The organism is Microbacterium lacus, assembly GCF_039531105.1.
In the GTDB taxonomy this organism is placed as follows: Bacteria; Actinomycetota; Actinomycetes; order Actinomycetales; family Microbacteriaceae; genus Microbacterium; species Microbacterium lacus.
Genome location: NZ_BAAAPK010000001.1, coordinates 1 through 26,053 on the forward strand (window position 1 = coordinate 1; position 26,053 = coordinate 26,053).

Annotated in this window: 20 protein-coding genes and 1 pseudogene; 4 read left to right on the plus strand and 17 right to left on the minus strand. The window is 68.7% G+C overall.

The features are described from left to right. The 9 genes and pseudogenes from ABD197_RS00005 to ABD197_RS00045 form a co-directional block, all read right to left on the minus strand. Positions 1–289 (minus strand): annotated as a pseudogene (locus ABD197_RS00005) (sugar phosphate isomerase/epimerase); the annotation flags it as partial. Positions 290–313: 24 nt separating this feature from the next. Continuing rightward, positions 314–1,495, minus strand: coding sequence for a Gfo/Idh/MocA family protein (locus ABD197_RS00010; protein ID WP_344050324.1), 1,182 nt, complete (start codon positions 1,493–1,495; stop codon positions 314–316). After that, the gene (locus tag ABD197_RS00015; RefSeq protein ID WP_344050326.1) at positions 1,492–1,908 is read right to left on the minus strand and encodes a C-glycoside deglycosidase beta subunit domain-containing protein; all 417 of its coding nucleotides are present in this window, start codon (positions 1,906–1,908) and stop codon (positions 1,492–1,494) included. The genes ABD197_RS00010 and ABD197_RS00015 overlap by 4 nt, the downstream gene beginning before the upstream one ends. Before the next feature lie 16 nt (positions 1,909–1,924). Beyond that, a complete protein-coding gene (locus ABD197_RS00020; protein ID WP_344050328.1) occupies positions 1,925–2,707 on the minus strand; it encodes a nuclear transport factor 2 family protein in 783 nt (260 codons plus the stop codon). Next, on the minus strand, positions 2,700–3,746 hold the full coding sequence (locus ABD197_RS00025) for a sugar phosphate isomerase/epimerase family protein (RefSeq protein WP_344050330.1): 1,047 nt from the start codon (positions 3,744–3,746) through the stop codon (positions 2,700–2,702). The genes ABD197_RS00020 and ABD197_RS00025 overlap by 8 nt, the downstream gene beginning before the upstream one ends. Further along, positions 3,743–4,849, minus strand: coding sequence for a sugar phosphate isomerase/epimerase family protein (locus ABD197_RS00030; RefSeq protein WP_344050332.1), 1,107 nt, complete (start codon positions 4,847–4,849; stop codon positions 3,743–3,745). Before ABD197_RS00030 ends, ABD197_RS00025 begins: the two co-directional genes overlap by 4 nt. After that, complete coding sequence (locus tag ABD197_RS00035) at positions 4,846–5,241, minus strand: C-glycoside deglycosidase beta subunit domain-containing protein (RefSeq protein ID WP_344050335.1); 396 nt, start codon at positions 5,239–5,241, stop codon at positions 4,846–4,848. The genes ABD197_RS00030 and ABD197_RS00035 overlap by 4 nt, the downstream gene beginning before the upstream one ends. A gap of 91 nt (positions 5,242–5,332) precedes the next feature. Beyond that, a complete protein-coding gene (locus tag ABD197_RS00040) occupies positions 5,333–6,859 on the minus strand; it encodes a GMC oxidoreductase (RefSeq protein ID WP_344050337.1) in 1,527 nt (508 codons plus the stop codon). Beyond that, positions 6,856–7,650 (minus strand): TIM barrel protein, encoded by a 795-nt coding sequence (locus tag ABD197_RS00045; protein ID WP_344050339.1) that lies wholly within the window; start codon positions 7,648–7,650, stop codon positions 6,856–6,858. Before ABD197_RS00045 ends, ABD197_RS00040 begins: the two co-directional genes overlap by 4 nt. 210 nt (positions 7,651–7,860) lie before the next feature. Here ABD197_RS00045 and ABD197_RS00050 point away from each other — a divergent pair, with 210 nt between their 5' ends. Beyond that, positions 7,861–8,847, plus strand: a complete 987-nt coding sequence (locus ABD197_RS00050; protein ID WP_344050341.1) for a LysR family transcriptional regulator — start codon at positions 7,861–7,863, stop codon at positions 8,845–8,847. A gap of 3 nt (positions 8,848–8,850) precedes the next feature. Here the strand turns inward: ABD197_RS00050 and ABD197_RS00055 are convergent, their stop codons facing one another. Both ABD197_RS00055 and ABD197_RS00060 read right to left on the minus strand, forming a co-directional pair. Beyond that, positions 8,851–9,687 (minus strand): carbohydrate ABC transporter permease, encoded by an 837-nt coding sequence (locus tag ABD197_RS00055; protein ID WP_344050343.1) that lies wholly within the window; start codon positions 9,685–9,687, stop codon positions 8,851–8,853. Positions 9,688–9,690: 3 nt separating this feature from the next. Beyond that, a complete protein-coding gene (locus ABD197_RS00060) occupies positions 9,691–10,650 on the minus strand; it encodes a carbohydrate ABC transporter permease (RefSeq protein WP_344050345.1) in 960 nt (319 codons plus the stop codon). Positions 10,651–10,779: 129 nt separating this feature from the next. Here ABD197_RS00060 and ABD197_RS00065 point away from each other — a divergent pair, with 129 nt between their 5' ends. From ABD197_RS00065 to ABD197_RS00075, 3 genes are all read left to right on the plus strand, one after another. Beyond that, a complete protein-coding gene (locus tag ABD197_RS00065) occupies positions 10,780–13,947 on the plus strand; it encodes a glycosyl hydrolase (protein ID WP_344050347.1) in 3,168 nt (1,055 codons plus the stop codon). Positions 13,948–14,089: 142 nt separating this feature from the next. Further along, a complete protein-coding gene (locus ABD197_RS00070) occupies positions 14,090–15,385 on the plus strand; it encodes an ABC transporter substrate-binding protein (RefSeq protein ID WP_344050349.1) in 1,296 nt (431 codons plus the stop codon). Between the two features lie 110 nt (positions 15,386–15,495). Continuing rightward, complete coding sequence (locus ABD197_RS00075) at positions 15,496–17,631, plus strand: glycoside hydrolase family 3 N-terminal domain-containing protein (RefSeq protein WP_344050351.1); 2,136 nt, start codon at positions 15,496–15,498, stop codon at positions 17,629–17,631. A gap of 329 nt (positions 17,632–17,960) precedes the next feature. Here ABD197_RS00075 and ABD197_RS00080 read toward each other — a convergent pair whose 3' ends face one another. The 6 genes from ABD197_RS00080 to ABD197_RS00105 are packed head-to-tail and all read right to left on the minus strand — an operon-like array spanning position 17,961 to position 25,935. Further along, positions 17,961–19,589, minus strand: coding sequence for a DUF5597 domain-containing protein (locus ABD197_RS00080; RefSeq protein ID WP_344050353.1), 1,629 nt, complete (start codon positions 19,587–19,589; stop codon positions 17,961–17,963). Further along, the gene (locus tag ABD197_RS00085) at positions 19,586–21,055 is read right to left on the minus strand and encodes a family 43 glycosylhydrolase (RefSeq protein WP_344050355.1); all 1,470 of its coding nucleotides are present in this window, start codon (positions 21,053–21,055) and stop codon (positions 19,586–19,588) included. The genes ABD197_RS00080 and ABD197_RS00085 overlap by 4 nt, the downstream gene beginning before the upstream one ends. After that, positions 21,052–22,218, minus strand: coding sequence for an SGNH/GDSL hydrolase family protein (locus ABD197_RS00090; RefSeq protein WP_344050357.1), 1,167 nt, complete (start codon positions 22,216–22,218; stop codon positions 21,052–21,054). Before ABD197_RS00090 ends, ABD197_RS00085 begins: the two co-directional genes overlap by 4 nt. After that, the gene (locus ABD197_RS00095) at positions 22,215–23,123 is read right to left on the minus strand and encodes an alpha/beta hydrolase (protein ID WP_344050359.1); all 909 of its coding nucleotides are present in this window, start codon (positions 23,121–23,123) and stop codon (positions 22,215–22,217) included. The genes ABD197_RS00090 and ABD197_RS00095 overlap by 4 nt, the downstream gene beginning before the upstream one ends. Then, entirely contained in the window at positions 23,120–24,595 is a 1,476-nt protein-coding gene (locus tag ABD197_RS00100) for a C-glycoside deglycosidase beta subunit domain-containing protein (RefSeq protein ID WP_344050361.1), read from the minus strand. Before ABD197_RS00100 ends, ABD197_RS00095 begins: the two co-directional genes overlap by 4 nt. Positions 24,596–24,633: 38 nt before the next feature. Next, complete coding sequence (locus tag ABD197_RS00105) at positions 24,634–25,935, minus strand: C-glycoside deglycosidase beta subunit domain-containing protein (protein WP_344055762.1); 1,302 nt, start codon at positions 25,933–25,935, stop codon at positions 24,634–24,636. Positions 25,936–26,053 lie beyond the last annotated feature (118 nt).

The following is a 26,053-nucleotide window of genomic DNA, read 5'->3' on the forward strand; positions in this document are numbered from 1 at the left end:
CCCAGACACGGTCGGACAGGATGTCGCGGTGCCGCTCGTCGATCGGGTCGTCGCACACCGCCTGGCCGGTCAGGTGGTTCGAGATCGCGTAGACCTTCAGGCCGTTGCGCTCGAGGATGTCGAGCCGGGACTGCACGTAGTCGGCGTCGTCCCAGCGCGACACGTCGAGGTGGTCGCCCCAGCAGGCGATCTCGAGGCCGTCATAGCCCCACTCGCCGGCGAGCCGGGCGACTTCCTCGAACGGCAGATCGGCCCACTGTCCGGTGAACAGGGTGATCGGACGCGTCATCGCGTGCTCCTTCGGATCGATTTCTCAGTCGGATGCCGGGACGCCGGCAGCGGTGCGGACCCAGGCGGATTCGTTCGCGGCGCTGCGCTCGACCGCGTCGAGCACGCGCTGCACGGACAGCCCCTCGGCGAACGAGGGGTGCGGGTCGGTGCCTTCGGCGATCGCGGTGACGAGGTCCACGACCTGGTGGCTGAACCCGTGCTCGTAGCCGAGCATGTGGCCGGCGGGCCACCACGCGGCGACGTACGGATGCTGCGCTTCGGTGACCAGGATCTTCGTGAAGCCCTGGCGATCGTCGGGCGCGGTGCGGTCGTAGAACTGCAGGCTGTTGAGGTCTTCCAGGTCGAACGCGAGCGCGCCCTTGTCCCCCGAGACCTCGATCGTCAGCGCGTTCTTGCGGCCCGTCGCGAATCGGGTCGCCTCGAACGAGGCGAGTGCGCCGTTCGAGAGGCGGCCGGTGAAGATCGCGACGTCGTCGACGGTGACCGCGCCCCTGCCTTCAGCCGCCGTCAACGAAAGCCCGGAGCCCGAGCCGAGCAGCGGACGCTCCTTCACGATCGTGTCGATCGTGCCCGAGATCGCCTCGACACCCAGCCCCGTGACGAACTGGGTCATATCGATGATGTGCGCGCCGATATCGCCCAACGCACCCGAGCCTGCATGCTCCTTCTGCAGACGCCACGCGAGCGGCACCGCAGGGTCCACGAGCCAATCCTGACGGTACGCGGCACGCACCTGCTGCACGCGACCGACCACACCCTGCGCGACCAGATCGCGCAGGAACGTCACCGCCGGGACGCGGCGGTACGTGAACCCGACCATCGAACGCACGCCCCTCTCGGCGGCACGGGCGGCCGCATCCGCCATCGCCTCGGCCTCCTCGACGGTGTTGGCGAGGGGCTTCTCGACCAGGACATGCTTGCCCGCCTCGAGCGCGGCGATCGCGATCTCGGCGTGCGAGTCCCCTGGCGTCACGATGTCGACGATGTCGATGTCGTCCCGCGCGATCACCTCACGCCAATCGGTGGCCGACTCCGCCCAACCCCACTGCTCGGCGGCCTCGGCGACGGCGTCCGCGTTGCGGCCCACCACGACGGTCATCTCGACAGCCTCCGGCAGATCGAACACTCGCGGCGCCTGCCGCCAGCCCACCGAATGGGTGGCCCCCATGAAGCCATAGCCGATCATGGCCACCCGCAGCGTCATGCGAGTACGACCTCGCGCTGGACCGGGACGCGGTTGGTGACGTAGCGGCCCGGACCGCCGTCGGCGCCGGGAAAGATCTGCATGTACAGCAGACGCATCGTCAGCACGACCTCGACGGTGAGCTTCTCGCCCTCCTCGGGCGCCCGCCCGAGATCGATCAGCACGTTCGGGCGGTCGGCGACGAACCAGAGGGTGTCCCACTGCTCAGGGAGCTCCTCGATGCGGTACGTGCGGCCCTCGAGCTCGAAGCGCAGCTTGTCGGTGGGGATCTCGACCCCGTTGACGGATGCCGCGACGCCGTCCACCGCCGAGAGCCAGAGGCTCCGGTACCAGGGCAGCTGAACCGAGACGGCGAGACCGTTGTCGGTGCGGCGGACGTCTTCGTCGGCGAAGAGTGAATTGTGGGTGGCCATGGCTCCTCCGAGCGTGTCAGGCGTACGTGTCCGTGAAGTGCTCGTGCGGCACGGGCGGTGCCGGCTCGAGCTTCTGCACGGTCTGCGGGCTGTAGGGGTGGTTGGTGTCGGGCACGGGCTCGTCGGCGCGGGGCATGAAGACGGGCTTGCCGTCGTCGCCGAAGTACATCAGGTCGAGGTCGAAGGCGCCCTGGTTCTTCAGACCGAAGCTGACCCAGTTCTCCTCGAACGGCGCACGGGCGAGCTCGTAGCAGCGGAACTTCCAGAACTTCCACTCCCCGTCCTGCTTGAGGAAGTCGATCGCGTACTTGCACCACACCCAGTGGGCCCAGACCTTCTTGCCGAGCACCTCTTCGGGCGAGTACATGTCAGGGAACGCCTCGGCGACCTTCGGGTCGGTCAGCCCGGACTCGGTGCCGGCCATCATCCACACGCCCTTCGCGGTCTTGCCGTCCGCGGCGACCTCGATCACCGGGGTGGTGGTGGCGTGCAGGATCAGCTTGCCCTCGGGATGCGGGCGCCCACGGTGGTAGTCGGTCACGCTCTGCCAGGTCGTGTACTGACCGGCGTTCGTGTACCGGGCGCGGATGCCCTCCGTGCCCTCCTTCACCCACAGCGGGATGATCTGCTCGTCCTCGAACGCGTTGTGCAGATACATGTAGCGGTTGAAGAGGTTCTCGACCTGGCCGCGGTCCTCCGCGCGCTGCGCGAGTGCGCGAGCGCCTGCAACCTCTTCGCGCAGGCGTGCGAGCTCGGCGGTGATCTCTTCAAGGGATGCTGCGGTGATGGTGTCAGACATTGGCGGCCTCCTTGGCGGCGACGGTGTTTTCGATGGCTTTGCGCATGAGCGCGTGCTGCTTCTTCACGACCTCGATCGGCTCGACGACGCCGAGGTCGACGAAGGCGTGCCCTTCCCACTCGCTGGAGAGGTAGCCCTGGTAGCCGCCGAGAACGAACTGCTTCACGATGCGCGGGATGTCCATCGCGGGCTCCTGGCCCGTCTCGTCGATGTCGTAGAACTTCGCGTGCACGTGGAAGATCTGCGGCATGATGTCCATCCACTCCTCCGGAGCGACCAGGCCGTGCATGTTGAACGCCAGACGCGTGTGGGGACCGAAGCCGACCGGGTCGACGCCCTCGCCGATCAGGTAGTCCTCGAACTTCTGATTGCGCACGTTCATCGGCGTCGGCTCGTGCCAGATCTCGTCCATCACCGCGAAGTGCTTCGGGTCCATGCCCATGAGCTCGAGCTGGTCCAGCAGCAGCGGGGACAGCGAGTGCATCGTCGAGGAGAAGTCCGCGGTGAACCCGAGACGCTCGGACTGCAGCTCGTCGTACATCTCGCGCATCTGCAGCACCTGTGGATTGTTCGGGCCGGACGGCGCGTGGATCTCGTACCCGAGGTACTGGTCGTACTGCTCCGCGAGCGGCAGGAGGCTGCGCAGCAGCTCCTTTCCGTGCGAGCGGATGACGACCTTCTTGAAGCCGAGCGTGTGCGCGGTCTTCAGCTGCCGCGCGAGGAAGTCGTGCTCCTCGTCGGGCGTCATGTCGCGTTCCTTGCGGCGACCCATGTCGAGGTTCGTGCCGACCGCGCTCGCCTCGAGACCGTACTTCTCGAGCGAGTCGAACCAGAGCTTCACGAACTCCTGATCGACGTCGGGGTAGGTCCGCAGCAGTTGCGCGATGTTGAACTCGACGCCCGGCCCGATCCCCTCGTCGTGCACGGCCTTGATGAGCGTCTCGGGCGTGTACAGACCCGCGGCGAACTCGCTCGTCAAGGAATACAGGGTGGTGCCGAGCTTGATGCCGGTGCCGGCGATTCCGTCGTTGTCGGTCATGCGTTCACTCCTTCTGAGGTGGGGAGCCAGGAGGCGAGCTGTGCGCGTGCCTCGGTGAGATCGGTGACCATGCGCGAGCCGGCGTTGTCCGCAGCGGATCGCTGCACGGCCTGCTCGGCACGGATGATGTCGAAAGGGGACTCCCAGTAGTTCCAGTGCCATCCTTCGTACTCACTGGAGATCGCGCCCTTGTAGCCGTTCTCGACGAGCAGCTTCACGAGGTCGCGGACGGGCACCGAGGGCTCTTCCCCGTTTTCATCGATGCCGAAGAACTTGCCGTGCACGTGCTTGATCCAGGGGACGATCGCGAGCCAGTCATCCACGCGCGCCGGGCCGAACAGGCCGGTGCCGTTGATGCCGAAGTCGATGCCGAGATCCGGGCGTCCGTGACGATGTGCCAGGCCGATGAACGCGCCCATGCGCTGGCCGTGCTCGGTCTGGTCCGCGGGCGGACCCTGCTCGTAGTACTGGTTCCACAGTCCCACCAGGTCCTCGAGCAACTCGTCACTCGCGCCGCGTCGGCGGTACGCCTCCAGCGTGGAGGGGGCGAAAGCGGAGACGGTGGCCCCCCAGTCCATCGTGAAGCCGAGGAACGGCGAGCCGACCTTCTCGTAGCGATCACGGAGCGCGAGGATGCGCGGGTGCGAGGCGTACTGGTCGGCGTGCACCTCCAGGGCGAGAGTGACGCCGTGCGCCTCGGCGACCGGGGCGAGCGCCTCCATCGAGTCGGGTTCGATCGAGATCTGCACGCGGGCGATCGGGAAGCCGAGCTTCGCCGCGGCCTTGATCTGACGCGTCATGTAGGCGATGAGCTCGTCCTGGTTCAGCAGTCGATCGCGATGGATGCCGATGTCGGCGTTCACGGCGAGCGAGGTCGTCACGAGCCCGACTTCTGCGACGAGGTCCTTGAACCAGCCCGCGTATGCGTCGTCGATCTCGGGGAATCCGCGGAAGCTGGAGAATCCGATGATCTCCAGGCCCGGTCCGAAGCCTTCCGCGGCCGTTTTGCGGATGAGCCCCTCGAGGTCGTACTCGCGCCCGTGGAAGGCGCGGGTGAAGCTGTAGAGCGTGACGCCCTGGATGGGTGTGCCGAGCTCAGTCATGCTGCGACCGCCTTCATGGTCTTGGTGTTCGACTCGTCGATGTGGAGCGTCTCGGTGTCGGAGATGATGATGTACGGGATGTAGAGCGTGAGCCCCACCGTCACGTCGTGCTCGGCATCCGCGTCGACGGGGAGGTCGCCGGAGAGGACGGCCGAGTCGGTGGGGAACCACCATTCGTCCGTCGTGGTGCGGAGCTCGTCGAAGGTGAACTCGCGGTCGTTCATGCGCCAGCGCAGCGACTCCGCCGGCGCGGCGACGCCGTCGATCGTCAGGGTCGCTCCGGCGATGCAGGAGCCCGGAAGGGCGCGGTACCAGGGCAGTCGGACCTCGACAGCGGCACGGCCGCCACCGGTCGTGAGCGTTCCCTGCTCGATGATGCGATCGGGGATCACGATGACCTCTTCTTTCTGGGCCGGCAGGTTCGGCCGGACATCTTTGTCATTGTTTCTACAGTGTAATGTCTGAATCAGACATAAGCAAACGTCAGTGCAGCTTTGCTGCGATCGCGCGGGCACCGCGGACGGCGAGCGCGACGCCGGTGAGCGTCGGGTTGCACGCCGTCGCGGTGGGGATGACGCCGTTGCCGGCCACGAAGACGCCGGGGGCTTCCCACACCTCGCCGTCGGGCGAGCACACGCTCGTGCCGTCGTCGACGAGACCCATCCGGGTCGTGCCCTGATAGTGCAGTGAGGCGCCGAGCGGCATCAGGAACGGGCGGTCATCCAGCGGCTCGCCGATCGCCTTCCCGAGCCGCACGATCTCCGCCTTCGCGCGGTCGATGACCTCGTGATCGGCCGGGCTCAGCGTGTAGTGCAGCGTCATTGCCGGCATTCCGTATCCGTCGACCGCGTCAGCGGCGAACTCGACGCGGTCCGAGGACTGCAGATCCTTCGCGCAGAACAGCCCCAGTCCGACGATCGACCCCGGTGCGGCCGGATCATCCTCAGCGAGCTTGACCGGCGACGCGTCGAGCTGCATCACCTGGCCGTGGAACGGCGCCTCATCCGTAAAGGGCACCCACGTGACACCGCTGTACTCGCTGAGTCCGGTCTGTGCCGCGCCCTCTTCGCCCTCCGCGGGCTGGAAGTCGCGGATGCGGACCGCGAACACGATCTGCGCCTGGTCATTGAGAAAGCGCCCCAGCGCGTCGGGACGGATGCCGGATGCCCACAGCAGCTGGGGGGTGCGCAGGGCGTCGCCCGCGACGACGACGAAACGCGCCCGCACGTCGTGGGTGTCCCCCGAGCGGAGGTCCGTGATCCGGACGCCCGCAGCACGGCCGTCGTCGAGCAGCACGCGGGTCACGAGCGACTCGTCGTGCAGCGTGAAGTTCGGATTGTCCCGGGTCGTGTCACCGAGGACGACGTCCGAACCCGACCACACCAGGCGCCCGTCGTCACGGCGGTGCACGGCGAGCGGCATCCGCTGGACGCGTTCGTGCTCGTCGCGCCCCTCGTCGGCGGCCGCGGCGAGACGACCCCGCACGAGCGGCGCATGCGGTGAGGCGTCGAAGGCGTCCGTGGTGACGCCCAGCAGACGCTCACCCTCCCCGAGGAGTTCGTCCAGCGTGCCGTCATCGAGGAACGCGATCCGCTCGCTGTCGTTCGGTCGCGGGCACGCGCCCGTCCAGTGCGCGGCCATGCCGCCGACATTGCTCGAGAAGGCCGCGACCGGCAGTCCGTCCTCCCCCTCGACCTGATAGCCGTCCTCGAGCAGGAACGTGCCCGGACGCGCACGGCGCGCGCTCGTCTTCACGATCCCGCCGGTGCGATCGCCGTCGTCGTGAGCCGACGGACCCTCGGACCGCACCTGCGCGTGAGCCCGCTCGTCGGGATCGGCGATGTTCTTCACGTGCGCGCCTGGCGGGTCGGACACCGTGGGTCCGACCTCGAACATCGCGATCGTCGCGTGCGGCGCCCGCTCGCTCAGGATGCGCGCGTAGGCCGCACCGGTGGGTCCGCTGCCGACGATCGCGACGTCGACCGACCCGGGATACGTGCGTCCGCTCATGCTCCGGCCGCGACCTCACGGATATAGCGCACGGACTCGGCGGAGGCGGCCCGCGGGTAGTACTCCAGCCCGATCGGGCCGTCGTAGCCCGACGCGCGGAGCGTCGCAAGCGTCGCCGGCCAGTCGAGGTCGCCCGTGCCCGGTTCGCCGCGACCGGGCGCATCGGCCAGCTGAACGTATTTGACGATGTCGCCGGCATTCGCGAGCTCGGCGGCCATGTCCTCGCCCTCGACAGCCGAGTGATAGATGTCGTACAGCACACCGAAGAACGGCGAGTCGACGCCCCGGGCGACGTAGACGCCCTCCGCCGTGCGGTCCAGGAGCGAGCCCGGGTGGTCGACGCGGACGTTGACCGGCTCGAGCACCAACGTGATGCCCGAACCCTCGATCTGCGCGATCGCCTTCTGGTAGATCTCGATGAGCTTGTCCAGCTGCACCTGGCGCTTCCACCCGCCGAACCCCGTGCCGCTGCCGACCACGATGCGCGGGCAGCCGAGGTCCTGGGCGATCGCGACGCCCTCGTCGAGCTTGCGGAAGAACTCCGAGTGGTCCCACGGCGGGATCATGAACTGCGTGCGGGGCTCGGAGAGCTGGGCGGTCAGCTGGGTGCCGGTCTCCTCCAGCGCCGCCTTGAGCGCGGGCAGGTCCTTCGGCGTCGACGGCGCGTCCACGCCGGTCGGCCCCCACATCTCGACGGCGTCGAAACCGTCCGCCGCCGCGGCGCGCACCCGATCGTGGTAGTCGCCCGCTTCCGTGTAAAGCAGTTCGATGTTGGGTGAGAGCTGATACATCGGGAGGTTCTTTCCTTCGCACGTGGATGTCGTCGATGACAGTTCCATCATGCGCCACTTATGCTTGATTTGTGCATAAGGGGTTGTGATGCCGGGCATCACGGATCCCGAGGAGCATCCGCGGCATCGCTCGCGCGGATGGCCCTCGAGTGCTGAATCCACGCAGTGGATAGGATGAAGCGGATTCGACGCTGGAAGGATCACACGGACGTGACCGACTACCCGCTGCTGTCCCGGCTCGATCTGAATCTGCTCGTCGCCCTGGACGCTCTCCTCACGGAGCGCTCGGTGACGCGCGCCGCCGAGCGCCTCCACTTGAGTCAACCCGCGCTCAGCGCCTCGCTGGCACGGCTGCGGAACCACTTCAACGACCCGATCCTCGCGCGCCGCGGCAATGCGTACGAGCTCACCCCCTTGGCGCTCCGGCTGTCCGAGCACACCACGATCGCCCTGGATGCCGCGCGCCGGGTCTTCGAGAGCCAGGCGACCTGGACCCCGCGGGAATCCACCCGGGAATTCTCGATCTACGGCTCGGACTACGGCTTCGCGACGATCGGCGCCGCCGTGTCACGGCTGGCGGCGCGCGAGGCGCCCGGTGTGCGCTTCCGCTTCATGCTGCACAACACCCCGATCGTCGACGACGCCGCCAACAGCCTGCGCTCGGTCGACGCGATGGTGATCCCGCACGGCCACATCAGCGACCTGCCGTACGAGGACCTCTGGCGGGACCGCTGGGTGGTCGTCGCCGACGAGGCGAACGAGCTCGTCGCGAACGGCCTCACGATGCGGATGCTGGGCGAATCGCCCTGGGTGTTCACCTACCGCTCGCGATCGGCGTTCACCTCGGCGAGCCGACAGCTGCAGATGCTCGGCCTCGAGCCGCGCGTCGATGTCGTGGTGGAGAGCTTCCTCGCGCTCGGACATTTCATCGAGGGGACCGACCGGCTCGGCCTGGTTCAGGCCGCCCTCGCCCCCGACGTCGCCCGCTCCGGCGGCATCCGCATTCTCGAGGCGCCCTTCGACGCCACACCTACGGCCAACGCCCTGTGGTGGCACCCCGTGCACGACCGCGATCCCGAGCATGCCTGGATGCGGCGACTTTTCCTCGAGGCATCGCACGAGGTGCAGGCCACGGTGGCCGGAGGCGACCGCTACATCGAGCCCCTCGCGGAGTTCGATGCGGCGATCGCCCCCTGACCGTCAGCCCTTGAGCCCTCCGGCGAAGCCCTGGATGAACTGCTTCTGCGCGAACATGTAGAACGCCAGGATCGGGATCATCGAGATGATCACGACGGCGAAGATCTTGTTCCACGCCGACAGCAGACCACCGACGTAGGTGTACATCGCGACAGGCAGGGTCTGCGTCGTCGATCCTCCGAGGAAGATCAGCGAGTTGAAGAAGTCGTTCCAGACGATGAGCCCCGCCAGGATCGCGACGGTTCCCGTCGCGGGAGCCATGAGCGGCAGCACGACGCGGAAGAACGCCTGCGTGGGTGATGCCCCGTCGATCACGGCCGCCTCTTCGTACTCGGTCGACAGGCCGCGGAAGAAGCTGGCGTAGAGGAAGACCGACAGCGGCAGCAGGATGCCGATCCACAGCAGGATCATGCCGATCGCATTGCCGGTCAATCCGACACTGCGGGCGCCGATGTAGAGCGGGACGGTACCCAGCTGCGCCGGCAGGATGATCGCGATCAGCACGAGGTAGAAGGTCACCGTGGTCCAGCGGCGCGTGCGCCGCGCGATCACGTAGGCCGCGATCGAGCCGAACAGCACCAGGCCGAACACCGCACCGGCGGTGATGATGACGCTGTTGAAGATGCTCATCGGGATGCTGTTGCGGCCCGTCGTGGTGAGGACCTCGACGAAGTTGCTGAAGTCGAGCGACGACGGCGGGGTGATCGCACTCGTGGTCAGGGTCTCCTCGTTCGTCTTGAGCGAGGTGACGATCAGGATGTAGAACGGCAGGAGCCCGAAGAGCGTGATGATCCAGATGAGGACTTCTCGGACGGCGGTGGCCTTCGTGTAGCGGAACATGGGTCAGACCCTTCTGGCGTCGCGGTCGCGGGTGACGTACTGCTGCAGGATGGCGAACGCCAGGATGATGACGGTCAGGACCAGGGCGAGTGCCGACCCGAAGCCGAACTGCCCGAGCGAGAACGCCTGCTTGTAGACCTCCGTCGCGAGCGTCTCGGTGGCGCCGGCCGGCCCGCCGCCGGTGAGGGCGAGGATCTGGTCGAAGATCCTCAGCCCCTGGATGATCCCGAGGGTAATCGCGATCGCGATCGAGGGCCGGATCGCGGGCACGGTGACGTGCCAGAACCTGCCCCAGATCCCGGCTCCATCCAGCGCCGCGGCTTCTTCGACCTCGACCGGGACGGACGCGAGGCCCGCCAGGTAGATCACCATCGTGAAGCCGGTCTGCTGCCAGACCACGGTGATGAGGATCGCCCAGATCGACCACGTCGGGTCGGCGAGCCACACCTTCTGGAGATCCTCCAGGCCGATCGCAGCGAGGAAGCCGTTGAGCGGACCGTTGAACTGGAAGATGAACTTCCAGACGTAGGCGACTGCCAGCGGGCTGAGCACGACGGGCATGAACAGCAGCGTGCGCAGGATGTAGCGGGTCTTCAGGGTCCGGTTGATCGCGAGCGCGAACAGCAGGCCGACCACGTTCGTCAGGATCACGGAGCCGAACGCCAGGAACAGGGTGTTCCACACCGCGCCCAGCAGCTGCGGGTCGTTGAAGATCTTCACGAAATTGTCGAGGCCGATGAACTCCCAGTCCCCCAGACCGGTCCAGTTCGTGAAGGCGAAGAAGCCACCGGTGAGGGTGGCGGCGTAGTGGACGCCGATCACGAGCACGATCGCCGGCAGCGCCCACCACCAGTGGCCGTAGCTGATCAACGGCTTCTTCTTGCTCGGCGGCGGAGGTGTGCGCCGAGCACGAGGGGGCACGGTGAGGGTGCGAGTACTGTTCTCGTCGATCGTCACTGTCATCTCTCTGACCTCGTCGTCATGCACTCCGGCACGGAGCGCCACGAGACCCATGATCACACGCTTGCGTCGAAATGACACATTAGTTCTAGCGATATCCGCTATAAGTGCCGACGCTGACAGGATGCCGACGTGAGCACCTCCGGCGGCGAAGACGAAAGCGGTCACTGGGAGTCGTTGTGGAGCGACTTCGTCACCCCTCCGGACGACGCACGGCCCCGTGCGTGGTGGCACTGGATGGACGGCAACATCGATCCTGTCGGCATTCGTCGCGACCTGGAGTGGCTGCAGGCGAGCGGGGTGCGCGGCGTGCAGCTCTTCGACGGCGGCATGGGCGTTCCTCTCGTCGTCCCCCGAGCGGTCCGTCCCGGCTCGACGGAGTGGACGCAAGCGATCGACACCGCCGTCCACACCGCCGCGGAGCTGGGCCTCGAACTCGCCGTCGCAACCTCCTCGGGGTGGAGTGCCGCCGGCGGACCGTGGGTTGCACCGGCGGATGCGATGAAGAAGGTGGTCTGGTCGGAAACGGTGGTCGGCGGCGGCCGCGGCGTGGAGAGAGAACTGGCGCCCCTACCCGCGGTGGCGGGGCTGTACCAGGACAGCCCACGCGACGGCGGCGCGCAGGCCTCCGCTTTCGCGGTCGACACGGCGGTGCTGGCGCTCCCCCACACGGCGGATGCCGATCCCCTGCGCCCCGCCGAGGTGTCGGCATCCGCCCCGCTCGAGACATGGGACGCGATCCTCGACGGCTCCTTCACCGCGACCGTTGCTCTTCCCCGTGATCCGGACGGATGGTCGACGGCCTGGATCGAGCAGCGTTTCGATGATCCGGTGACCGTCCGCTCGGTCACCGTCGGGCTTCCCGGGCCGCGCGGATTCGGCGCCGCTCCGCCCGCGGAGGCCGTACTCCAGGTCAGCGACAACGGTGCGTCATATCGCGACGTCGTGCGACTGGAAACCACGACCGTTCCGGCACGCACCGCGAGCTTCGCCCCGGTGACCGGTCGACGATTCCGGCTCCTCCTCGGCGGCGGCAGCGCGGCCGACGCCCTCCCCCATACCTCTCCCGGTGTGCGCCTGCCTCCCGTCCTGCGCCGATCGCGCCACTTCCAGGTTTCCGAGTTCGCCTTGCGCACCGATGCGCGGGTGCACCACGCCGAGGTGAAAGCCGGGTTCGGGGTCGTGCCCGACTACTACGCCGTGGACGGCGACCAGGACGCCGGCGCGATCAGCGTCGATCAGGTGATCGACGTGACCCCCCACGTGCAGGAGGGCGTGCTGCGATGGGATGCTCCGCCCGGTGACTGGCTGATCCTGAGGATCGGCGCGTCTCTGACCGGGCAGACGAACGGACCGGCGCCGGCGGATTCGACAGGCCTGGAGGTCGACAAGCTCGACGGCCGTCGGGTGGCCCGCTACCTCAGCGAGCATCTGATCCGGTTCGGCGGGACGGATGCCGCTCCCGCACGTTTCGCTGCGCTCCTCAGCGACAGCATCGAGGCCGGCCCGCAGAACTGGACCGACGACCTTCTTGCGTGCTTCGAACGGTCCCGGGGCTACGACCCGCGGCCGTGGTTGCCCGCGCTGACCGGGCGACTCGTCGGCAGCGCGTCCGCATCGGATCGGTTCCTCTACGACTATCGCCGCACGCTCTCGGAGCTTCTCGCATCGGAGTACTACGGCACGCTGGGTGCGCAGGCGCGACTCCGGGGGATGACCTATTACGCCGAGGCCCTGGAGGATGCACGGCCGAGCCTCGGCGACGACCTCGCGATGCGCGCCGCGGCCGACGTGCCGATGGGCGCGATGTGGACCTTCGACCCGGCCGACGGGCCACAGCCCACCTATGTGGCTGATCTGAAGGGCGCGGCATCCGTCGCCCATGTGCACGGCAAGCGCTGGGTCGGCAGTGAGGCGTTCACCTCGTTCGACAATCCGTGGTCGTGGACCCCGCGCATGCTCAAGCATGTGGCCGACCTCCAGCTCTCGCTCGGTGTCACCCGGTTCTGCATCCACACCTCGCCCCACCAGCCGATCGCGGCACCGCCGCCCGGGATCTCGCTCGCCCCCTTCCTCGGGCAGGCCTTCGCGGTGAACGAGACGTGGGCCTCGATGACCCGTCCGTGGATCGACTACCTCGCGCGGTGCAGCGCCGTTCTGAGCTCCGGCGAGCCGGCCGTCGACATCGCCGTGTTCGTCGGGGAGGAGGCTCCGGTGACCGGGCTGTTCGCCGACGCCATTGACGACACGGTGCCGGACGGGTTCGACGCGGACTACATCGGCGCCGACGCGCTGGCGCGCATCCTCCGCGTCCAGGACGGCGACCTCCTCTCTCACGGTGCCCGCTATCGACTGCTGCACCTCGGCGGATCATCGCGACGCATGACCCTGCGCACCCTCGCCGCGGTCGAGAGACTCGTGGATGCCGGTGCGGTGGTGTCCGGCATCCGACCGGTCTCCTCCCCCTCGCTCGCGGACGATCCTGAGGAATTCGAGGCGGCGTGCGAGCGGCTCTGGGGCTCCGGACGGATTCTGGAGGCGGATCTCCGCGCGGCGATCGCGCACGCAGACCTGCGACCGCGCCTGCACGTGGCGGGGGCGCCTGTCCGCCGCATCTCGCGACTGGTCGGTGGCGCGCTCGTGACGTTCCTGGCCAATCCGAGAGCTGAGGACGTGAGTGTCGTGATCTCTCCCTCGACGTCGGGACCCTGGCGTGCGTGGGACCCCGTTCAGCTGCGGTCGTTCGCGCTCGAAGCGGGCGACAACGGCTTCCGAGTCGAGCTGCCGGCGTTCGGGTCCCTGTTCGTGATGCCGGGTACGGCCGCGCTGCCACCGGCTGCCACGGAGGTGATCCGGCTCGCCGGACCGTGGACGGTGAGGGTGGGGGCGGATGAGTTCTCCACCGCCCCGGATCCTGTGCTCTGGACCGATCAGGGGGCATCGGGGTTCTCCGGCGTCGGCGTGTACCGCCACTCATTCACGCTCGCCCAAGATGTTCCGGACGCCGAGATCACCCTCGAGCTCGGCGCGCTGAGGGACATCGCGCGGGTGCGCGTCAACGGGCAGGATTGCGGCGTCGTGTGGACGGCGCCGTTCGTGTGCGATGTCTCCTCGGCCGTGGTCGCCGGCCGCAACGAGCTCGAAGTGCACGTCGCGACGCCGTGGCGCAACCGGCTGATCGCGGAGGCACGCGACCCGAGCGGCGAGCTCTTCGCGCCGATGACGGAAGTGTTCGAACCGAGTGCCACGCCGCTGCCCGCGGGCCTGACCGGTCCCGCGTTCCTGCGCGTCCGGCGGTGAGTCACGCGGATCACTCACCCTATTGCCGCACATAAGCGACTGTTATGTCGGAATGATGCAAATGGTGTCACAGTGGATCTGCGGCCCCCGAGCCGCGAGTCAGCTGCACCGCTGACGACAATGACGTCACGAAAGGTTCGATATGTCACAGCTCTCCACCCGTCGGCTCCGCTGGGCGCTCCTCGCGATCCCGGCCGCCGGTGCCCTGGTCCTCGCCGGCTGTTCCGGCTCGGCCGACAACGGCGGCGGCAGCTCCGAAGACCCCAGCACGACCGGGTTCTCGGTCATGGTCGCGCAGGCCAACGACGCCGACGATTTCTACGCGCAGATCCTGCAGAAGTACTCGGACGAGACCGGCGTCGAGGTCGAGGTGATCCCCTACCCCTCCGACGCCTACAACACGCAGGTCACGACGCAGCTCCAGGCCGGCAACGCCGCCGACATGATGGTGCTCTCGCCCGGAACGGGTCAGCCCATCTCGGTCATCACGCTCGCCGAGGCCGGGTTCCTCGAGCCGCTCGACGAGACCTCGGCCGGTCTCCTGCCCGCCGGTAGCGAGAAGGAATACCAGATCGACGGCGACACGTTCGCCCAGCCCACCGCACTCACGCCGGTCGGCATGGTGTTCAACGTGACCGCGGCCGATGAGGCAGGCGTGTCGGAGTACCCCGCCACGTACGAGGAGCTGCTCACCGCATGCACGACGGCTCGCGAGGGCGGCAAGGACTCGTTCACGGTGCTCGCGGGCGGCATCCCGTTCAACACCGGCCTGTTCTCGATGCTGGTCTCCGCGACCCGTGTGTACGCCGAGGATCCCGACTGGAACGAGCAGCGCGCCGCGGGTGATGTCACGTTCGCCGACAGCGGCTGGCGCGACGTGCTCGAGGACATCGTCGAGATGAACGACTCCGGCTGCTTCCAGGACGGCGCCGCCGGCGGAACGTTCGACAGCATCACGGCCGGTCTCGGCGGCGGCACCTCGCTGAGCGCCGCGGTCCCCGGCAGCGCGGCCGCATCGATCAGCAGCGCCACCGGAGCCGAGCTCAACGTGCAGGCCTTCCCGCCCGCCGACGGCGGCGACGCGTTCACGATCACGGGCGCGAACTACGCCTGGGGCATCAATGCTTCCTCGGACGACGCTGTCAAGGCGTCCGCACAGGCCTTCCTCGACTGGGTCGCCCAGCCCGAGAACGCCAAGGAGTACGCCGACCTCTCCGGTTCGGTCCCGATCACGGGCATCGATGAGGCGACGCTGCTCCCCGAGTACGCGCCGATCGGCGGTCTGCTCGGTGACGGCTCCTACGTCGGCGTGCCGAACGCCACCTGGCCCAACCCGGCAGTGTACGAAGCCCTTGGCACCGGTGTCCAGGGTCTACTGACCGGCCAGAAGACGGTCGACCAGGTGCTGGCCGATATGGACGCCGCCTGGGGCGAGTGACCCACCCGTAGTCCCGCGAGACTGCACCCGCGCGCCGAGTCTGAGGGGTTTCCCCTCAGTCTCGGCAACCGGATGCAGTCTCGCGACGTTTGAGAGAAGGAGCGCGCGACGTGAGGAGCGCACGGGTCGCAGAGCTGCTGCGACAGATGACCCCCGCCGAGAAGCTCGGGCAGCTGCAGATCGTCTTCCGCCCGCAGCTCGAGGATGCCGCGGCCCTCGTCCGCGGCGGACTCGGCTCGGTGTTCTGGCCGCAGTCCGCGGCCGCCTCCAACGCGCTGCAGCGCGAAGCGGTCGAGAACACCCGGCTCGGCATCCCGATCCTGATCGGACTCGACGTCATCCACGGTCAGCGCACGATCGCCCCCGTCCCGCTCGGTCAGGCGGCCTCTTTCGATCCCGGCATGGTCGAGGAGCTCGCCCGGACAGCGGCCCGTGAAGCGCGCTCGGGCGGGGTGAACTGGACGTTCTCGCCGATGGTCGACGTGTCGCGCGATCCGCGGTGGGGGCGCGTGGTCGAGGGCTTCGGCGAGGACGTGCACCTGAATGCGGTCATGGGCGCGGCGATGGTGCGCGGCTATCAGGGCCCGGACCTGGCCGCGCCGGGCACGATCGCGGCGACCGCGAAGCACTACGTCGCGTACGGGCAGCCCGAGGGAGGGCGCGACTACAACACCGTGGATGTGTCGTCGCACCGGCTGCGCAATGTGTTCCTCGAGCCCTTCCGCGCGGCCGTGGACGCGGGCGTGGCCGCGGTGATGGCGTCGTTCAACACGGTCTCGGGTGTGCCGATGCACATCAACCGCGACCTGTTGACTGGTGTCCTCAAGGACGAGTGGGGCTTCGGCGGCCTCGTGGTCGGCGATGCGGATGGTGTCGCCAACCTGCTGCCGCACCGCGTGGCCGAAACCCTCGACGAGGCCGTACGGATGGCGTACGCGGCGGGGCTCGACATCGAGATGGGCGGCTCGCCGACGACGAGCGGGTGGGATGCCGCATCCCTCGATCCGGCGCGGCTCGATGACGCCGTCGCCCGGGTGCTCGGCGTGAAGGAGGCGCTCGGCCTGTTCGCGCAGCCCTACGTCGACGAGGCAGCGGAGCTCGTCGAGCCGACCGCGGAGTCCCGTGCGCAGGCCCGGCTCGCCGCCGGGCGTTCGGCCGTGCTGCTGCGCAACGACGGCACGCTGCCGGTCGCGCGGCCGGCGCGCATCCTGCTCACGGGTCCGTACGCGACCTCGACGGATCACTTGGGCGCGTGGACACAGGCATTCTCCGCGCGCTCCACGAGCATCGCCGATGCCTTGCGCGAGAGGCCCGACGTCGAGGTCGTCGTCTCAGAGGGCGTGTCGTTCTTCGGCGACCGCTCGGATGACGTCGACGCCGTCGCGACCGCGGCGCTGGAGAGCGATGTCGTGGTGGTGTGCGTCGGGGAGCCGTCCTCGCTGTCGGGCGAAGCCGCCTCGCGCAGCGACCTGCGGCTGCCCGGGCGGCAGGCCGACCTCATCCGCGCGATCGCGGGGACCGGCATCCCGTTCGTCGTCGTACTGTGCAACGGCCGCCCGCTGGTCGTCGCCGACTGGATCGACCAGTCTCCGTCCGTCCTCGAGGTCTGGCACGGCGGCACCGAGGCCCCCGCGGCGATCGTCGACCTGCTGTTCGGCGACCAGGAGCCGGCCGGCCGCCTGCCGATGTCGTTCCCGCGCGCGGTCGGGCAGGTGCCGGTGCACTACGCGCACGAGAACACCGGGCGCCCGGCGACGGTGCGTGGAGCGATGACCCTCGAGTCCGTCGACGTCGTGCTCGAGGGGCCTGCGAACGTGGCCGAGAAGTACACCTCGAAGTACCTCGACCTCGACCTGGGTCCGCAGTTCTCGTTCGGGCACGGCTCGGGCTACGCGTCCTTCTCGTACGGTTCTCCGCGAGTTTCGGCCGCAGAGATCGGGCCGGACGGAGCAGTGGCGCTCGAGGTCGACGTCACGAACACGTCGGCACGCTCCGGCGATGAAGTGGTGCAGGTCTACGTGGAGGACCTCGTCGCGAGCATCGCGCCCCCGGTGCGCCGCCTCGTCGCGTTCGAGCGCCGCACGCTGGATGCCGGTGAGACCGCGACCTTCACGTTCTCGATCGGCGCGGAACAGCTCGGCTTCCGGCTCGCCGACGGGTCTCTGCTCGTGGAACCGGGTGTGTTCGTTCTGCACGTCGGCGGCGCGCTCGACCGCACCCAGCCCGTCGCCCTGCGAGTCCGCTGACCTGACGCGAATCTGGCGCCCGGTCCCCGCCGCGCGGTGTCCCCAACGACTGCCGAGTGGGGCCGGAGTGGCCTGCCAGGCCGACCGCGAGACTGCTCCAGCCCCATCGAGCCGTCGTTCGGCACGTTTCGCGCGCGACAGGGCGGTACAGCTGCCCGGGGATGGAACGACCACCGCTCCCCTCGCAGCAGTTCGGAAAAGTCGTCGGTGAACGATGACGAGGGATGCCGTTCCCCCGCGCTTCGCGGGGCCTCGAGCACGCGGCAGGGGTCGGCGACGACCTCCTCCGGCCATCACGAACTTCCGTCCGCGAGACTGCGTCGCGGACCTCAGAGTCGCACGAGCCGGATGCGGGCCGCGCCGACGCGATCGGTCGGAAGGATCATCAGGCGCTCGTCGCCGTTGAGCACCCGTCCCGGAACGACCTCGTCGCCGTCCATCAGCAGCTCGACCACCGAGTCGATCTCGACCCGCGCGCCGGCGGCGAAGAAGTCGAGCACGAGCTCGCGACCGATGATGAGGAAGCCGTCCTCGCCGTCGCCGATGATCAGGCCGAAGGGCCGCGTCTCACCCTGGTGGGTCACCTGCGCATCAGCGACGGTTTCGTCGGGCACCTTGAGCTCGGCGGCGGGTACGTGGACGCCGGCATCCAGCAGCATCCTCTGGAAGAGCGCGAGCGCGCCGCGCGCGGTGACGTCGACACCCGCGACCTGTCGCTCCTCGATGTCGACCCCGGGCTCGATGACGACCGCGGCGATCGTCCCCCGCCGCTGCGCCTGGGTGATCTCGTCCTGGAGTGCGGCGATGAACCGGAGCGTCGCGGCGACCTGACCATCCGGGTTCGCGCCGTCGAGCCCGTACGCGGACCACCCGACAGCCCCGTACGTGCCGATCGCGCGAACGAGCTCACCCGCACTGAGTCGGCACTCGGGGACGAAGAACGGCTGGATGCCGGTGGCATAGTGCTTCATCGCCGCGTCGGCGTCGTGCACATAGACGTCCGGCCCGAGGAACGCGAGCGAAGGCGCTGCGGCACGCCACACATCGAGAACGGTGGATACCGGACCCCCGCTCGGGTACTGGCCGGGCGTGTCCTGACCAGGCTGCGGACCGAGCCACGCGTTCGCGTACAGCAGCACGTCGGCGATGGCTTTGCCCCGGGCGGCGAGGTGCTCGACATAGGTCGCGATCTCCCACGCCATGAACACCTCGTCGGCGGCGGGCGTCTCGCCGAAGACCTGTGGCCACGACCCGCTCTCGGGGGTGCCGTTCGCCTCCCAGAGCCGACGGGCGGACGTGCTGCCCGCGGGCGTGTTCGACACGTGCGCCAGCAGCTCGGACGGCACGGGACCCTCCCATGCCGCCTCGGCAAGCGGGCTGCGGTCGCGGCTGTCGGAGAGGATCCCCGACTCGTTCTCGACCTGCACCATTGCGACCGTGCCGTCGGGATCGGCATCCACCAGGTGCCGGATGAGCGCCTCGAAAGCCTTGGCATCGGCCTCGCGCAGCTCGGGGCTGAACACCGAGAGCACCGGCTTGGCCGTCGCGCCCTTATGGGTGAAGGCCTGCATGCCCTTCGGCTCGACCACGACGCGCGGGAAGCGCGCCGGGTCGCGGCGCACCCAGGTGGGCGAATACGTGGAGCCCGCGTTCTTGAACGCGCCGAACCACAGCAGCACCAGACGAAGCTCGTTCGCGCGAGCCTCGGCGAGCATGATGTCCACCAGCGAGAAGTCGAACGTGCCCTCGACCGGCTCGCTGAGCGCCCAGCTGACGGGTGAGAGAACGACGTTCGAGCCGACGCGCCGGACATGTGCGAACGAGTCGCGGATGGCCTTCGGCGACGACGAGGCCGAGTTGAAGACCTGCCCGCCGACCAGCAGCTCCGGCGACCCGTCACGACGCAGGACGAACGGCGCTTCGGTCGACAGGGTCCACGGGCGTGCGGCGGGGTTCACGGGAGTCTCCGATAGGTGAAGTCGCGGAACCGCGCCTCCCCTGCGCCCGTCGCGTACAGCGCGGGGCGCAGGCTGAGCAGGTCGCCGACGGTGTTGACGTGGTAGCCGGAGGTCTCGTAGCGGATGCCGTGACGCGTCCACTCGCCACCCGGGACGCGGTACCAGCCGGTGACGACGTGCTGGTCGTTGCGGATCCGCAGCGTGATGCGGGAGGTCGCGGGGGCGGGCTCGCGCCAGTGCGTGCGGATGCCGCCCGAATAGCTCAGCATCCGCTCGGAGTCGATCCCCATGCCGCAGAACAGCCGGCTGTTGAAGAACAGGAGGAGGCCCGCCTCGAGACCGGGCTCGACCGTGACGTCGACCTCGATCTCGTACGCGTGGTCGCCGGTGAGCATCGCGAGCGGCGACGTGTCGGCGGGCGAGGTGCCCTTGCCCCGCAGCACCAGGCCGTCGTCGACCCGCGCGCGATCGGCCTCGCCTCGGCCGGGAGCGTGGAATGTCCACCGCCGGCCGAGTTCGAGCCGGGAGAAGTCGTCGGAGATGTCCGGCGCGGGAAGCTGCTCGGCGGCTCCCGCAGGCGCCTCGATCGGTCCGCGGATGTCACTGACGACCGCTTCGGGCCATCCGTCATCGCCCCACCGGATCGGCTCGAGCAGGATCTGGCGACCCAGGGTGCGATACCCGTTCTCGTAGCCGTGCGAGACCATCCACCAGTCGTCGGGGCCCCCGCCGGGTCCTTCGACGAGCGTCGCGTGTCCGCGCGACCACCACGCCTCGGACGCATCCTCGGTCCGGGCGATCGGGTTCCGGGGGTGGTTCTCCCACGGACCGTCGATCGAGCGCGACCGCGCGACGATCACCATGTGCCCGGTCGGCGGGCCCGCCGTGCCGCCGACCGCGCTCACGAGGTAGAACCACTCACCGCGCCGGAAGAGCTTCGGGCCCTCGAGCGCGTAGGCCTCGGTGATCCACTCGTCGGGGTATCGCCAGCCGTCGTACACCTGCTCGAGTTCGCCCACGGTCGACAGGCCGTCATCGGCGAGGCGGATGCGGCGCACCCCGTTCGTGAACAGCCACCGTGTGCCGTCCTCGCCGAGGACATGACCGGGGTCGATCGCCCCGCGGATGCCGAGATCGATCGGCTCGGACCACGGGCCTTCCATCGCGTCGGCGTGGATCACGAAGATCGACGCGTCGGTCAGCGTCGACCACGGCGTGGGGATGAACGGGATGTAGATGAAGAAGCGCCCGTCGTGCTCCGCGATGTCGACCGCGAACGTGCTGCCGACGGGGTTCGGCAGCGCGTAAGTCACGTAGGTCCAGTTCACGAGGTCCGTCGAGCGATACAGCGGAAGACCGGGGGCGGCCTCGAACGACGAGTAAGTGAGCCAATAGTCGTCGCCGACCTTGATGACGGCCGGGTCGGGACGGTCGCCGGGCAGGACCGGGTTCGTGAACGCGGTCATTCCTTACTTCCCTCGGCGGCGCCGATCCAGGAGGACACGACCGGAGATCCCGCGAACCGGTCGGCGATCCGCAGGTACCCGGCAGGGCTGGGGTGGAGCCCGTCGGGCAGCTCGGCGATGTCGTCTGCCCCGAAGAGGTCGAGCCCGTCGAGATAGTAGAGGGCCGGGTCCTCCATGGAGCGCGTCTGGACGATGTCGCGCAGGATCTCGCGCACCGAGCGCAGCGTGAGCGGCGGCTCGAAGAAGTCCGGCGTCGTGCTCGGCGTGCCGCGCCGCTCGCCGGTCTCGGGGTCGGTGACGGTCGGGCCCGGCGTGTCCTCGTGCATGGGGCACAGAATCGGAGAGATCACGAGGATCGGAGCGGTGGGGGCGCCCTCGCGGATCGTGTCGAGGAATCCGTGCACGGCGGGCACGAACGTGCGCCGCTTCATGGTGTCGCCGCCGACGATGTTGATGCCGATCTTGAGGCTGAACAGGTCGGCACCGGAATCGCGCATCGCGCGCGCGGTGAACGGGTCGAGGTGTGCGTTCGCGGCGAAGCCGAGATTGGTCACGTCCAGAGCGATCTGTCCGGCGGCGGCGACCGGCCACACTCCGCGCGGCGTCTCGGCCTCGATGCAATGGCTGATCGAACTGCCGTGGTGCCACCAGCGGAGCTGATCGAGCTGTTCGGCGGGCGCGAGCGGCGCATCGGCGCGAACATCGCGGACCTCGACGGTGTCGGTCTGGGGCAGCCACACCACGACGCGGCGCTCCCCCAGACCTGTTCCGCCGAGCTCGAACCGTGCGACGGCGGACTCGCCCTTCACGAACCGCGGTCCGCCGGGCTCTGCCAGATGCAGTTCTGATCCGCCGGTCACTCGAGCGTCGGCGACGGGATCGCCGTCGACGGTCGAGGAGAAGACAGCCCACCGCACGTGTTCAGGCACCCACGGGAGGTACAGGCCGGTGGTCTCCACGGTCAGCTCGAGCCAGGTGGCAGCGGTCCGGAACTCCAGTCGCACGCCCGATGCCTGCTCCGAGGCGATGCGCATCCAGTCCGAGTCGGACTGCGCCCGTGCGCGCGCCGGCAGGCGCAGCGGAGTCAGGCCGGTCGGGCTCACCTCGACGTCCACCGCTCCGCGGAGGCTCGCGCGCACCAGTTCGAGCGTCGCCTGATTCACGCGCTGATCCACTCGGCGATCGCCTCGATCGTCGGGAGCGCGGTCGGGTCGGACGGCTCGTTGATGTGGCCGTGACCGGCAGCCACCTCGAGGTGCAGCGCGACCCGGATGCCGGCATCCTCGAGCTGACGGGCGAACGCTTCGCCCGAGGGTCGCAGGTCGTCCTTCTCGCACACCACCACGAGCGTCGACGGGAAGCCGTCGACCCGCCCGAGGGCGGCGAACGCGTGCGGGTCGCGCAGCGCCTCATCCGATCCGGCGAAGTTCAGTGCGAGCTGCCCGTGCGGCGATGCGAGGTCGACGACCTCCGAGGCTTCGGGCCCGTTCGGGTGCACCACGGGGTACACGAGGACGAGTCCCGCCGGCACCGGGTCGCCGGCATCCTGCAGCTGCGCGACCGCACCCGCCGTGAGGTTGCCGCCCGCGCTCGCCCCGCCCAGCAGCACGGCGTCGGAAGGGACGCCGAAGAGCTCGGCGGCGTGCGCGACGGCATGGGTGAAGGCGGCACGGACCTCGTCCGTCGGCTCGGGGAAGTGCACATCGCCGAGGCACTTGACGTAGTCCACCGACAACACCGGGATGCCGCGCGCGGCGAATTCGAGCGCCACCCAGTTCGCCTCGGGCATGTCCAGGTACCCGCCGATGAACGCGCCGCCGTGCACCCACACCAGGGCCCGACCGGATGCCGGCGCCGCGGCATCCCGATACAGCCTCGCCGGGACGAGCCTGCCGTGCGGTCCGTCGATGCGGATGTCGGCGGTCTCGACGCCCGACAGGTGCGGGAAGCGGCGCGTCAACGACGCGGTGTCGATGTCGTTCCGCGGGTCGGCCGGCTCACCGTTCTCGGCGAGCCAGCGGACGGCATCTGCGATCGGCATGCGGCGGAAGTCTGGCTGCTCGGTCATGCCGGCTGCAGCTCCCGCATCGAGCGGCGGATCAGGTCGTGCTGCTTGCGCACGAGTACGAGCGGGTCGACCTCGCCGAGCTCGGCGAACGCGTGGCCCTCCCATTCGCTCGACCAGTAGCCGCGGTAGCCGTTCTCGACGAAGACGCGCACGAGCTCGGGGTAGTCGATCGCCGGCTCGAGGCCGTTCTCGTCGATGTCGTAAAACTTCGCGTGCACGTGCAGGATCTGCGGCATGATGTCCGCCCACTCCTGCGGGGCGACGTGGCCGTGCATGTTGAACGCGAGGTGTGCGAACGAACCGAGGCGGCCCGGGTCGAAGTCGCGGCTCTTGAGGTAGCCGATGAACTCCTGCTGGCGCTCCTGCATCGTCGCGTCGGTGGCCCAAATCGCCTGCAGCTTTGCAAGCGCCTCGTCGTCCAGGCCCGCGCGCTGGACGGCGCGCAGCAGGGTCGGCGACATCGCGTGCATCGTCGACGAGAAGTCGGCGACGAACCCGAGCAGCGGCGAATCGAGCTCGGCGTACGTCTCGCGGACCTTCATGACGGCCGGGGCGTTGGGCCCCATCGGCGCGTGGATCTCGTACGCGAGCTTGAGGTTCAGCTTCTCGGCGACCGGGAGCAGCCGGCGCAGCAGCTCGGGCTTGGCGCTCTGGATGCGCACGAGCGGGAACGCGAGCTTCTTCGCGCCCTGGAACATGACCTCGCTGAACTCGAACTCCTCGTCAGGCGTCATGTCGCGGTCACGGCGGCGACCCATGTCGAGGTTCGCCCCGAACGAGCTCTCGTCGAAGCCGTGCTTGTCGAACGCGGCGCGCCAGCTCGCGACGAACTCGTCCGAGACGATCGGGTACGTCGGCAGCACCTGCGAGGCGACGATCTCGATGCCCGGGCCGATGCCGAGCTCGGCGACCCGGTCGAGCAGTCCGTCGAAGTCGAACCAGCCGGCGCGGAACTCCGCGCTGGCCGAGTAGAGCGTGAGACCGAGCTTGAACGGGTCGGCGTCGGTCGCCGGAGGCGGCGGGGGCACATCCGACACGAGCGCCGGGGCCGCGGCATCCCGATCCGTCGACGTCAGCTCGAGCGACTGCCGCACGAAGTTCGGCACGTACATGCCGGGGCCGCCGTCCTGTCCGGGCGCGATCTGCATGTACGGCAGCCGGAGCTCGCCGAAGATCTCGACCTGGTGCGTCTCGCCGAGCGCGATCGGTGCCTCGCGGCGCACGATGAGGAGCGGGTGCTCCTGCAGGTACCAGAGCACGTCGCTCTGCTCGGGCAGCTGGTCGAGCGTATACCGGACGCCCTGCAGCTCGAACGCGATGTCGCCCGCCGACAACTCGGTGCCGTCGATCGTGACTTTGAGCGTTCCGACCGACGAGAGCCAGAGGCTGCGGTACCAGGGCAGGGTCAGTGAGAGCGCGAGGCCGTCGGGATGCACCCGCAGGCTGTCCTCGGCGATGAGTCCGTTGGGCATGGTGAGGTTCCTTCGTTGTCGATGGGAGGATGCCGCGCTCAGAGCGCGTCGGCGACCTGGCGCATGAGGGAGTGCTGGCGGCGCACCTGCTCGATCGAGCGCCACGGCTCGCGCTCGCCTTCGTACTCGCTGGAGAGGTAGCCGGTGTAGCCGGCGTTCTTGATGGCGCGCAGCACAGGCTCCCAGGGGATCTGCTGATCTTCGAGGTTCTCGTCGATGTCGTGGAACTTCGCCTGGATGAACACCACGTAGGGGGCGACGGCGGCGAAGTCGGCGGGGTCGACGCCGATGCCGTCGAGGAACGCCGGGCGACGGCCGGGCAGCTCGCCGGGCTTCAGTGGGATCGGGCGGTCCTGGAAAATGCCGGTGTCGATAAGGATGCCGAAGTGCTTCGTTCCGGTGCGCTCGATGAACTCGATGTACTCGTCGACGACCTCGTGCTTGATCGGGGTCGGCGAGTGGATCTCGGGGCAGATGATGACGTCGAGCTCTTCGGCGAGCGGAAGGCTCTGCTCGATGACCTCGGTCCAGATCGGGTGCGGGACGAGGTCGCTCGAGACGACTCCGATCTTCGGCCGGACGAACCGGAAGCCCAAGCGCTTGGCGAGTCGCAGGTCGCGCTGGAGCTGCTGCACGCCCTCCTCGACCGTCATGTCCCGCCCGTTCGGGCCGCTGGAGTGCAGCCGGGTGTCGATCCACGACCCGTAGTTCGTGGGCTCCAGCCCGTAGGTCGAGAGCAGGCGGAACCAGTCGTCGACCCACTCCTGCGTCGGGTTCGGGTAGTTCGGGATGTGCCCCTCGCCGAGGATCTCGATGCCGGTGGCACCCAGATCGGCGATGCCGGCCATCGCGGTCTCGAGGTCGAGCACGGTGCCGTAGTCGCCCATGAAGCTGTACAGGCTCACGCTGTAGCGAAACGGCGCGCCACTCGCCTCGGGCGAGAGCGTGACGTGCTTGGTGACGGCGTAGGTCGAGGGCTGATGCTCCTGCGGGATGTACGACATGCGCAGCCGCAGCTCGATCGACACTTCGTGCACGCCGTCGGGGAGACCGCCGGGATGCGGGACCGTGATGATCGCCGCATCTTCGAGCGGCCAGCGGACGCCGTCGCTCTCCCACAGCTCTGCGAGCGTGTAGGTCTTTCCCTGAAGCGTCCACAGCGGCACGTCGGCGGGGACGTCGACGAGGTCGCCGACCTTCACCGCGACGCCGTCGATCAGGGATGCCGCCATCCCGCGGTAGGACGGCATCCGCAGCCGAAGTTGGAAGCCGGTGATCTCGCCGTCCTCGCGGACGTTGCGGAATCCGACGGACTGGATGAGGTCTCGCTCGAGGAGCATGAGGTCGCTCTCTTGGTGAAGGGCGATCGCGCGGAACGCGACCAGACGGCGCTTCGTCACGCCGTATTCACCAGGCTAGACGATTTAGTCCGTTTTCGGCATAAGTTCGCCTGATGCC